At 73.6% G+C, this 11024-nt stretch carries 10 protein-coding genes; 7 read left to right on the plus strand and 3 right to left on the minus strand.

Features of this window, described 5'->3' with window-relative positions; translation table 11 throughout:
- Positions 1–83 precede the first annotated feature (83 nt).
- The 6 genes from AC54T1_RS07375 (at position 84) to AC54T1_RS07400 (ending at position 7745) form a co-directional block, all read left to right on the plus strand.
- A complete protein-coding gene (locus AC54T1_RS07375) occupies positions 84–656 on the plus strand; it encodes an arsenate reductase/protein-tyrosine-phosphatase family protein (protein ID WP_496911533.1) in 573 nt (190 codons plus the stop codon).
- 353 nt (positions 657–1009) lie between these two features.
- Complete coding sequence (locus tag AC54T1_RS07380; protein WP_496911534.1) at positions 1010–2965, plus strand: IPT/TIG domain-containing protein; 1956 nt, start codon at positions 1010–1012, stop codon at positions 2963–2965.
- A gap of 97 nt (positions 2966–3062) precedes the next feature.
- Entirely contained in the window at positions 3063–4571 is a 1509-nt protein-coding gene (locus AC54T1_RS07385) for an SDR family oxidoreductase (RefSeq protein ID WP_496911535.1), read from the plus strand.
- A gap of 9 nt (positions 4572–4580) precedes the next feature.
- Positions 4581–5780: a type III polyketide synthase gene (locus tag AC54T1_RS07390; protein ID WP_496911536.1), complete on the plus strand. Its 1200-nt coding sequence runs from the start codon at positions 4581–4583 to the stop codon at positions 5778–5780.
- Between the two features lie 32 nt (positions 5781–5812).
- On the plus strand, positions 5813–6589 hold the full coding sequence (locus AC54T1_RS07395; RefSeq protein ID WP_496911568.1) for a class I SAM-dependent methyltransferase: 777 nt from the start codon (positions 5813–5815) through the stop codon (positions 6587–6589).
- A complete protein-coding gene (locus AC54T1_RS07400; protein WP_496911537.1) occupies positions 6582–7745 on the plus strand; it encodes an FAD-dependent oxidoreductase in 1164 nt (387 codons plus the stop codon). Before AC54T1_RS07395 ends, AC54T1_RS07400 begins: the two co-directional genes overlap by 8 nt.
- Before the next feature lie 21 nt (positions 7746–7766).
- Here the strand turns inward: AC54T1_RS07400 and AC54T1_RS07405 are convergent, their stop codons facing one another.
- Positions 7767–9470 carry a methyltransferase domain-containing protein gene (locus AC54T1_RS07405; RefSeq protein WP_496911538.1) on the minus strand — a complete coding sequence of 568 codons (1704 nt, stop codon included), beginning with the start codon at positions 9468–9470 and terminating at the stop codon, positions 7767–7769.
- A gap of 87 nt (positions 9471–9557) precedes the next feature.
- Here AC54T1_RS07405 and AC54T1_RS07410 point away from each other — a divergent pair, with 87 nt between their 5' ends.
- Complete coding sequence (locus tag AC54T1_RS07410; RefSeq protein WP_496911539.1) at positions 9558–9890, plus strand: DUF3817 domain-containing protein; 333 nt, start codon at positions 9558–9560, stop codon at positions 9888–9890.
- 62 nt (positions 9891–9952) lie between these two features.
- Here AC54T1_RS07410 and AC54T1_RS07415 read toward each other — a convergent pair whose 3' ends face one another.
- Both AC54T1_RS07415 and AC54T1_RS07420 read right to left on the minus strand, forming a co-directional pair.
- On the minus strand, positions 9953–10252 hold the full coding sequence (locus tag AC54T1_RS07415; protein WP_484344439.1) for a hypothetical protein: 300 nt from the start codon (positions 10250–10252) through the stop codon (positions 9953–9955).
- Between the two features lie 54 nt (positions 10253–10306).
- Positions 10307–10834 carry a hypothetical protein gene (locus tag AC54T1_RS07420; protein ID WP_484344438.1) on the minus strand — a complete coding sequence of 176 codons (528 nt, stop codon included), beginning with the start codon at positions 10832–10834 and terminating at the stop codon, positions 10307–10309.
- Positions 10835–11024 lie beyond the last annotated feature (190 nt).

Below are 11024 nucleotides of genomic sequence, written 5' to 3' on the forward strand. Positions count from 1 at the left end.
ACCCCCGGTGATACGACACACTGGAGCCCCCAGCTGAACGTCTGCGCCACTCCCGTCCCCACCTTCTCCGAGGAGACCCCCGCGTGCCCACCGACTTCTCCGTCCTCGCCGTCTGCACCGGAAACATCTGCCGCTCCCCCGCCGTCGAGCGTGTCCTGGCCGCCCGCCTCGGGCCCGACTCCGGGGTGAGCGTCCGCAGCGCGGGGACGTCCGCCGTCGTCGGGGCGGCGATGCCCACCGAGATGGCCGCGCTCGTCTCCTCCGTCGGCGTGTCGCCGGACGCCTTCGCGTCCCGTCAGCTCACCCCGGACATGCTGCGCGACGCGGACCTCGTCCTCGCCCTCACCCGCGCGCACCGCGCAGCGATCGTCGACCTCTACCCGGGCGCTGTCCGCCGCACCTTCACGGTGCGGGAGCTCGCGCGCCTGGCCGCCGCCGTCGGGCCGGACGCCCTGCCCGACGGGACGGCCGCAGAACGCCTCCGGGCGCTCCTCCCGCTGGCCGCCGGGCAGCGCGGCCTGCACCCCGCAACCGCCGAGGACGACGACGTCATCGACCCCTACCGCCGGAGCGAGAGCGTGTACGCGGAGGCGTTCGAGCAGCTGCTGCCAGCGGTCGAGATGATAGCCGCGACAGTGCGTCCTCGCGGCGTCTGAAAATTCACCCGCTGGCCATGTCTGACCGCTTGCAACGGCCTGTGATCGGGGTCACAGTGCTAGTAACGCCACGGTAGCCGGGGGGTACGCGGCGTAGCAGGGGGCACGAGCGGGGATGGCTGGTCGCACCGACCACGGGGGTAGGTCGGTGCGGCCGCCACCTCCCGTCTCCCACCCCGAGGTCCAGCCCGACGTCTCCCCGGGCCCGACCGCCATCACCGACGAGCGGGTGACGCATCCCCGCTCAGGTCGCCCCACACACGTGACTCGTTCACACAGGAACACCGGGGCGCCACGCGGCGCCCAGCAGCTGCGTCGTGGGGGGACCAACGATGAGACTCGCTCAGCGTTGCATGCGAACGATCGGTGCAGTCGCCACGATCACGGCCCTCACGTGCGTCCCCGCGCTCGGGGCGCCACCTGCCGGATCTGCGCCCGTCGTGCGTGCGGGGAGCGGTACCGGGTCCGCGGCCAGCACGGCCGGAGACGCATCCGCCTCGGCGGTCCGGCTCGACCTCGAGGCCCAGCTCCTCGGTTCCGAGGTCCTCAGCGGGCGCGCCGACAACCCCGTCGCCGCGCCTGCGACACCCGGGACCAACGCACCAGCCGTCCCGGACCTCCACCTCGACGCCACCGGCGTCACTGCGAGCGCCGGCGCGCTCGGGGCGAGCGCGACCCGCGGCACGACGAGCTCGCAAGCGACGGCGAGCGTCGCGGACGTCGACCTCGAGCTGCTCGGTGTCGATGCGGTGACGGCCGGGTCGGCCACCGCGGACGCGCGCTGCGTCACGGGTGCGGGCGGCACGGCCAGCACGGACGCCGTCGACCTCGTGGTCCTCGGGACGGTGCTGGCGGCGAGCACTCTCGCTGGCGGCGTGGCGGTGGCGGTCCCGCCGGTGGCGGTCAGTGTCGCGGGGGCCACCGATGCCAGGCTCGGTGCGAGCGTGGCGTCGGTGGAGGAGGAATCACCCTCAGGGGTCCGTGCGGCGTCGCTCGTCGTGACGTTCCAGGTCACGGGGACCGCGTCCGGGGCGGCAGTCGTCGTGCCGGCTGGATCCGTGACTCTCGCGGAGGCGTCCTGTCAGACGCCCGCCGGCGTCCCCGGGACGCCGCCCAGCACGACCCCGTGGACCGGCCCCCAGTCCGGCAGCGCGCCGAGCGGGAGCGGGTCCGTGCCTGGCGTCGAGCCTGACGTGCCCGCACCGGGTGGGGGCCCGGACGGCACCGCGCCGGGCACGGACGGCACCGCCCAGGGGGCAGGTGGTGGCCACCTCGCACCGACGATCAGCACACTGAGCCCGAGCGATGGTCCCACGGCAGGCGGGACGCTCCTCACGCTCACCGGGACGAACCTCACCGGCGCGAGCCAGGTGCTCATCGACGGCGTCGCGGCGACAGACCTGGCCGTCGCGCCTGACGGCCTGTCGCTCACCGCACGCGCACCGGCCGGTATGCCCGGAGCGGCGGACGTCGAAGTCGTCGGCCCCGTCGCCGACGCGACCGCACCCGGAGCGTGGACGTACCGCACGGTGCCGAAGATCCGGTCGATCACGCCGGGCAGCGGTGCGGCGTCGGGCGGCCAGACCCTGCTCGTGCTGGGTACCGGGTTCGAGGTGGGAGCGACGGGGGTGACGATCGCGGGGGCGAGCGCGACGGACGTCCGGGTCCTCAGTCCCACGACCCTCGTCGCCGTGGCACCAGCAGCCGGCTCGGGCGCGGGCGGGCCCGGCACCGGAGACCTCGCTGAGGGGCACGCCGACGGCGCAGGCGCCGTGGCCGTGGTGACCGTCGGGACGGTCGCGTCCGCCCCGCTGCGCTATGCGCTGGACGGCCCCGAGCGGCAGGCGTCGCCGGCGCCGGAGCTCACCGACGTCGCTCCCCCGGCAGGGCCCGCCTACGGCGGCTCGAGCGTGCTCGTCTCCGGTGAGGGGCTGGCACCCGGGCAGACGTCGGTGGTCATCTGCGGGGTGCTCGTGCCGGCCGACGACGTGGTCGTCGACGAGTCGCGCGACCGCGCCATGTTCATCACGCCCCCGTGCACCGCAGGGTTCGAGACGTTCACGCTCGTCACGCCCGACGGGACCGCGAGCGCCGACTTCCAGTACATGGACCTGCCCGTGCGGACGACCTTCCCGGGCGGTGCGTCCGCGGCGGCAGCCGGGCCGCGCGACGGGAGCCTCGCCCGGACGGGAGCGGGAGTGGCATCCCTCGCCGCAGCAGCAGCCGTGCTCCTGGCGGTCGGTGTCCTTGCTGTCGGCACGGGCTCCGGGAGGCGCACCGGCGGGCGCTCGGGTCACGACCGCGGGTAGCGGGCGCTGGGCGCGAGCGGGCTCGCACCCGGGCGGCCTCCCACCGCCGGCGTCTCGCGCTCGGGCGGGTGCCGGACGGCGGCCGTACGCTCGGCAGATGACTGTCCGCGAGCGCGTCCTCGTCACCGGCGCCACCGGCTACATCGGCGGCAGGCTCGTCCCGCGGCTGCTTGCCCGCGGGTACCGCGTGCGGGTCCTCGTGCGGACCCCGAGCAAGCTCGACGTCGTGCCCTGGCGCGACGACGTCGAGATCGTCGAGGGTGACCTCACCTCGCTCGAGGACACCACCGCTGCGTGCGAGGGCGTGCACACGTTCTTCTACCTCGTGCACTCGATGGGCTCCGGGCGGCACTTCGAGGAGACCGAGCGGCGCACCGCGCACCTCGTCGCCGACGCCGCGGAGGCCGCCGGCGTCTCGCGCATCGTGTACATCGGCGGGCTGCACCCGGACGGGGTCGAGCTGTCGACGCACATGCGCTCCCGCACCGCCGTCGGGCAGATCCTCCTCGACTCCCCCGTCCCGGCGATCGTCTACCAGGCGGGCGTCGTCATCGGCTCCGGGTCCGCGTCGTTCGAGATGATCCGTCACCTCACCGAGAACCTGCCCCTCATGCCCGCGCCCAGCTGGGTGACCAACCGCATCGAACCCATCGCGATCCGAGACGTGCTGCACTACCTCGTCGAGGCGCCGGGCATCACCGAGGACGTCAACCGGACCTTCGACATCGGGTCCCGCGAGGTGCTCACCTACGCCGCGCTCATGTACGGGTACGCCCACGAGGCGGGCCTGCAGACCCGGCGCATCTACGCCCTGCCCGTGCCCGCGCCGCGGCTCGCCGGGTGGTGGGTCGCGCTCGTCACCCCCATCCCGCACTCCATGGCCGTGCCGCTCGTGCAGTCCCTCCAGCACGACGCCGTCACCCTCGAACGAGACATCGACACCTACGTCCCGCCACCGGCCGAAGGGCTCACCGACTACCGGTCCGCCGTGCGCCTCGCCCTCGGGCACATCGAGGACGGCGCCGTCGAGACGTCGTGGACCGGCGCGACGAGCGGCAAGCCCTACGAGCCCCTGCCCAGCGACCCCGACTGGGCCGGGCGCACCGTGTACGTCGACGACCGCTCCAGGACCACGGACGTCCCCCCGGCCGCGGTGTGGACGGTCATCGAGAGCATCGGTGGCGAGAACGGCTGGTACTCGCTGCCCGCGGCGTGGGTCATCCGCGGCATCGCGGACAAGATCGTCGGTGGCGCCGGGCACAACCGCGGACGACGCAACCCCGACCACCTCGTCGTCGGGGACGCCGTCGACTGGTGGCGGGTGGAGCACATCGACCGTGGGCGCCAGCTGCGGCTGCGCGCCGAGATGCGTGTACCCGGCGGAGCGTGGCTCGAGCTCACCGCCGAGCCCCTCGAGGATGGCGGCACCCGCTACCGCCAGCGCGCCATCTACCTCCCCCGCGGCCTCGCCGGGAAGCTCTACTGGTGGGCGGTCGTCCCCTTCCACAGCGTGATCTTCCCGTCGATGGCGACGAACATCCTCGCCCGCGCGCGGCATGTCGACGCCCGGACGCCGCACCGCGCGGCGGACAACACCGCCGGTTAGGGTCGCTCCATGCCCATCAGCATCCGATCCATCGAGACCGCCGTCCCGGCCACGATCGTCCCGCAGACCGCTGCCCGGGACGTCTTCGCGTCGCAGCTGAGCTCGAGCCGGCTCGGCCAGCGGCTGACCCGCGCCGCCTTCGACGCCTCCGCGATCGACACCCGGCACACCGTGCTCGACGACCTCGCCTCGCTCGCCGCACCGGCCGCGAGCGCACCAGGCGGCGTCGCGGGCGACACCTCTGCCGGCGGCCAGGCACCTGTCTTCTACGACGCGACGACAGGCACGATCCTCGGGCCCAGCACGGGGACCCGGAACGACATCTACATCGAGCGCACCCCCGAGCTCATCCTCGACGCCGCACGGCGCGCCGTGGAGTCGGCCGAGGGAATCACCGCCGCGGAGATCACGCACGTCATCACGATCTCCTGCACCGGGTTCTACGCGCCCGGACCGGACTACGTGCTCGTACGGGGGCTCGACCTCGACCCGGCGGTGCGGCGGTTCCACCTCGGGTTCATGGGCTGCTACGGCTCCTTCCCCGCCCTGCGGGCCGCGCACGACTTCTGCACGGCCGACCCCGACGCGGTCGTGCTCGTCGTGAGCATCGAGCTGTGCTCGCTGCACCTGCAGACCTCCGACGACCCTGACACGATCGTCGCGGCGTCCGTGTTCGCCGACGGCGCCGCGGCCGCCATCGTCACCGGACGCCCCGCGCCCAGCGGCGCGACGGTCCTCGACCTCGACACCCACACGACCGTGCTCACCCCCGTCGGGGAGCAGGACATGGCGTGGAAGATCGGTGACCTCGGCTTCGACATGGTGCTCTCCCGGTACGTCCCCCACATCATCGAGGAGCACATCACCGCCGCGCTCACCCCGCTGCTCGCGACGGTGCCCGGGGCGAACGAGGAACCCTCCACCGCGATCGAGCACTGGGCCGTGCATCCCGGCGGGCGCAGCATCCTCGACAAGGTGCAGGACACCCTGCGCCTCACAGACGCCCAGATGCGGCCGTCCCGGGAGACCCTGCGGGTCAACGGCAACATGTCCAGCGCGACGATCCTTTTCATCCTGCGCCGCATCCTCCACGGCGTCGACGACGTCCCGGGAGGCGCAGAGACCGCCGGAGCCGGGCGGGTCTGCGCGATGGCCTTCGGTCCGGGTCTCACCGTGGAGTCCGCGACGCTCACGCGCCGCACGACGTGAACCCCGCAGCGCACATGAACCCCGCGCCGCCCATGAACCTCTCCGTGCGGGACCTGCGGGCCACGGAGCTCATGGACGACCCGGCGTGCGACCCGGTCGCGTTGCGCCGCACCTACGAGCAGTTCGGGCTCGTCAACCGGCTCGTGTCCGGGTGGCGCCGGACGTACGTGCGCCGGCTGCGCCCACTGCTGTCCGCGGACCGGACGACGACGTTGCTCGACATCGGGTACGGCGGCGGTGACGTGCCCCGCGCCCTCGCGCGGTGGGCCGAGCGGGACGGGTTGCGGCTCGACATCACGGGGATCGACCCCGACGACCGCGCTCACGCCTACGCCAGCGCCCTGCCACCCGTGCCGGGCCTACGGTTCCGGCAGGCCTTCAGCTCGGACCTCGTCGCCGAGGGGGCGCGGTTCGACGTCGTCGTGTCCAACCACGTGCTCCACCACCTCACCGCGGACGAGCTCGACGTGCTCCTCGCCGACAGCAGCTCGCTCGCCCGACACCTCGTGCTGCACTCGGACATCGCCCGCAGCCGCATCGCCTACGGGGCGTTCTGGGTCGGAGCACGACCGTTGTCCCGGGGGTCCTTCATCCGCCACGACGGGCTGCTGTCCATCCGCCGCAGCTACACCCGCGACGAGCTCGCCGCCGTCGCACCAGGGTGGCGCGTCGAGACGCAGCATCCCTACCGCGTCCTGCTCCTCCAGGACGGCGCACCCGACCGTCCGGACCACCCCGACGACGTCGCCGAGCGCGTCCGCGCGGACGACAGCGTCGGGAGCGTGACCGCCGGGGAGAGCGATGCGTGACGTCCTCGTCGTCGGCGGCGGACCGGTCGGGCTGTTCCTCGCGACGCTGCTCGCCAGCCGCGGCCTGGACGTCGCGGTGTGGGAGAAGCGCGAGCAGCCCGCCGCCCTGTCCCGCGCGATCGGCATCCACGCACCGTCGCTGCGCGCATTCGGCACGGCCGGCATCACCGATGCCGTGCTCGACGAGGCCCTCCTCGTCCGGCGCGGGCTCGGGATGTGCCGGGGGCGGAGCCTGGGGACGGTGACCTTCGCGCGCGTCCCGGACTTCCCGTTCGTCGCCGCGCTCCCCCAGTTCCGCACCGAACGCCTGCTCACCCAGCGCCTCGCCGAGCTCGCCCCCGACGCGCTGACCCGCGGGGTCACCGTCGACGACATCCGCGACGTCGGTGAGCACGTCCAGGTCACCGGGCGCACCGAGGCCGGCGTGCTCGAGGAGAGTGCGCGGTTCGTCGTCGGCGCCGACGGTGCCCGCAGCGCCGTGCGGCGCCTGCTGGCCATCCCCACGGCGTCCCGCACGTACCCCGACACCTACCTCATGGGGGACGTCACCGACAGCACCGGCGCCGGTGCGGACGCCGTCGTCTCCCTCGAGCCGGACGGCGTCGTCGAGTCCTTCCCGCTGCCCGGCGGGGTGCGCAGGTTCGTCGTGCACACGATGGGCACGCCGCACGCCACGTACACGTCCACCGGCGCCGGACGGGCGCCGACAGCGGACGACCTCGCCGAGATCGTCGCGCACCGCACCGGGGTCCAGGTGGATCCCACGACCTGCACGATGCTCAGCGACTTCACCACCCGGCGCCGCGCCGCTCAGCACATGGTGCGCGGTCGCGTGAGCCTCGTCGGGGACGCCGCCCACGAGATCAGCCCCATCGGCGGGCAGGGCATGAACCTCGGCTGGCTCGACGCCGTGGCCCTCGCCCCGCTCCTCGCCGACGGCGTCGCACGCGGGTCGCTCGACGACGGCGCCGCACAGCGGTTCAGCCGCGAGCGTCTGGGTCGCGCCGCCCGGGCCGCCCGGCAGTCCGAGCTCAACATGCGCCTGGGGCGTCCGATCAGCGGCGCAGCGCTCGTCGTGCGGGAGCGCGCGCTCACCGCAGCGCTGCGTGCGGCCGGCCCCGCCCTCGCGTCCGTGTACGCGATGCGATGGACCTGACGCGCCCGGCGGCCCCGTCCGTCAGGCGGTGACCGGGCGGCGCGCGACGAACAGGACGTGCGTGTCCGGCCACGGGACGTCCCCGCCGGTGCGGGCATCCGTGAGGCTGGCCCCGACAGACAGCCGGTTCTCCACGAGCCAGTCGTTGCGCCACGGACCGCTGCCGGGCTCGAGGGTGAAGCCCGCCGCCGTGAGCAGCCCGACCCAGTCCGGGTACGTCATGTCGCAGAAGCGCTCGTGGCACTCCGAGAGGTAGTTCTCCGTGTAGTCGCGCGTGTAGAGGAACTCCATGGCGGCGCGCAACGTCAGCTCGGCGACCTCCGTCCGGCGCGGGCCGTCCGCTGCCTCCTCTGTGCCCTCGGCCTCGCCGGCGGCGAGCCAGCGGACGTCGCAGCGGCCGCCGGAGAGCGCCGGGAAGTCGCGGGAGAACTGGCGGAGCATGTCCGCCGGAGACAAGGACGCGACGTGCGCGGCGACGTCGGGCGCCGACCAGCCGGAGAGGTCCACCGGCGCGTACGTCGTCGCCGGGCCGTCGCTGCGCGGGGAGGCGTCCAGGCGCAGGTGGACGAGGCGGTCCGGGTCGTCGGGCCCGAGCACGTCCGAGCACACCCACACCCCGCCCGGTGCGGTGTGCTCGTAGATGCGCCGGGCGAGCTGCTCGAGGTCCGGCACCCCTGCGCCATAGCTCGAGATCTCATGGGTGAGCGCCACAGTGAGCGTCGTGTTCACCGTGGCCTCGGGGAACACCGGGGCACGCAGCAGGTTGCGCTGCGCGAAGAAGACGTTGGGGTTGGCGAACACTCCCTGGGCCTTGCGGTGCTCGGCCTCGGCGACGAGGTGCCGGGACACGTCCACACCGTAGAGGTCCGACTCCCCGAGCTCCGTGGCCCGCGCCGCGCGCTCGAGCAGTCCGCCGGCGGCACAGCCGAGGTCCACGACACGGCCGGGCTGCACGTACGGCGCCACCTGCGCCCACTTGCGGTCGGACGCACCGTCGAAGTCCGCGGTGTACGTGCCGTAGTCACGCGTCTCGGTGAGGTCCCCCTCCGCGGAGACGGTCGGGTCGTGGTGCACGAGGCGGATGGCCCCGGCGAGGCGGTTGCGGTCGACGTACGCGACGGTCTGCGGGTGTGCGAGCTCCCGCCATCTCGGGTCGTCCGCCGCGAGCAGCTCGAGGACGTCCCACGGACGCGCCGGGCTGTCGGGGTGCCCCTCCTCGACCGGGGCGATCCGGAAACCTTCCGCGGCATACAGAGCCGCGACCGACGGGGTCGAGCACGCGACGACGGTGGTCTGGGGGGTCAGCGTGATGCCCGTCGTCGCCTCCACACCCGCGACGACGGTCCGGGCGAACCGGTCGCTCGGTGGCACGTCGGCGATCGGGGCGACCACCGACGGCAGGTCCTCCGCGACCGACACCCGCTCGATGAGCGCTTCGCGGCGGTGCGCGGGGACGGGGTTGCGGCGCGTACCGGAGTGCGTCGCCGACGTCACCGCCCACACGAGCTCGACGTCCGGGGAGCACGTCACCGCGACGCCCCGCGTGTCCGTCACCTCGCCGCGCAGCAACGCCCGCAGGTACGCGACCTGGAAGCTCGTGACGAGGTGGTGGCGCCCGGGGAAGAGGACGTACCGCACGGCGGCCGTGGGCAGCGGGTCAGGCACCGCTGCGGCGTCGGGGACGGCGGTGCGGGCAGCGACGGTGTGCGGGGAGGGGGTGGTCACGCCCGCACGGTGCCACCTGGTGCGGCGTGGCGCAAGGCACACCGCGAGGATTGCCGTCCCGTTCGTCGTGCGTGAGAGGGTCGGTGCATGGATCGCGCCCTCCCCCTCGTCTACCGCATCGTCGCCATCTTCGAGGCCTTCACCTGGGCCGGACTGCTCGCCGGCATGGCGGTGAAGTACCTCGGCAGCGGCAGCGAGATCGGCGTCCACATCTTCGGGCCCATGCACGGTGGGGCGTTCATCGCCTACGTGCTCATGACCATCGTCGTCGGCGTGCGGTACCGCTGGCCGCTGCGCACGCAGGTTGTCGGCCTCGTCGCCGCCATCCCGCCGTTCTGCACCATCGTCTTCGACCGCTGGGCCGAGCGCCGCGGATACCTCGAGGCCAGCCGCCGGGCCGAGGTCCGCGTCGCCGCGTAGCTCGACCCTTCGCGTCGGCACCGGCCTCGCGGGCCGCTCCACGCGCCAGGGGCCTGCGCCCGCTAGACGGGGCGGCACTCCGCGGCAGGGATCCACGCCTTCCACGACGGCCACCCGTGCACGGACTGGTTGACGCACACGTGGCCGCGCGCGGTCCCCACGGCCTCGAGCACGAGGGTCTCGACCTCGCCGCCGTAGGTGAGGGTCCGCACGAGCACCGGGCGCGGCGGATCGATGGGTGTCGATGGCCGGAACTCGCCACGGTTGACGACGAGCTTCGAGTAGTCCGGGACGTCGCAGGCTGCCATGAGCACCACCGTCCCACCACCGTCTGACAGGACGACGACGGGCCCGTCACGCATACCGCGTGACGGGCCCGTCCCGTCTCTCACGCCCGGTGCGGGCGCGTGGTCGGCCTAGCGGCGCGTGCGCGCCTCACGCTGCTGCTCGCCCTGCTGCGCCGCGAGCGCGACGAGGACCGCGGTGAGAACCGGGACGATCCACTGCAGGGTCGCCTGCTGCTTCTGCGCCGACTCGAGCTCCGAGGAGCTCCCCGCGAACGCCTCGGTCGCGCCCTTCGCACCCTCACCGGCGTGCGCGGCCTGCTTCTTGCCCACGAGACCCGAGTAGAGGGTCGTGGCTGCCGCGGCCACGGTGACGATCGTCTTGATCGCCGTGTTGGACCGCGCCTCGGGCTGCGCGTCGAGACGCTTCTTGTTGCCCGCGATGAGTCCGAGGCTGCCGAGGCTGTGCAGGCCGACGGCCCCGACGACCACGGGTGTCCACCGGGCCCAGCCGAGCGAGGACAGGCGCAGCCGCTCTGTCGGGTCCTTCGCCGCCGCAGCGGCGCCGTTGAGGCCGACGGCCCCCATGAGTGCACCGCCGAACCAGGCAGCGAGACCGATGTCGTGGGCGATGCGGGAGAGGGTGTTGCGCTGTGACATGGAAACCTCCAGATGACCGACAGGAACCCACCAAGGGTGCGGCTCACCCACGGACCCGGCAACTGGAACGAACCGGACGCCGCCCGCCCCGACGGATGGCTCACGGGGCGATAGGATCGTCAGACTATGGACGACCCTCCTTCCCACAGTCCCACGCCCCGTCGTGAACGCACGGCCAGCCGGCCGGCGC

This window comes from Sanguibacter sp. Z41_6, assembly GCF_059621145.1.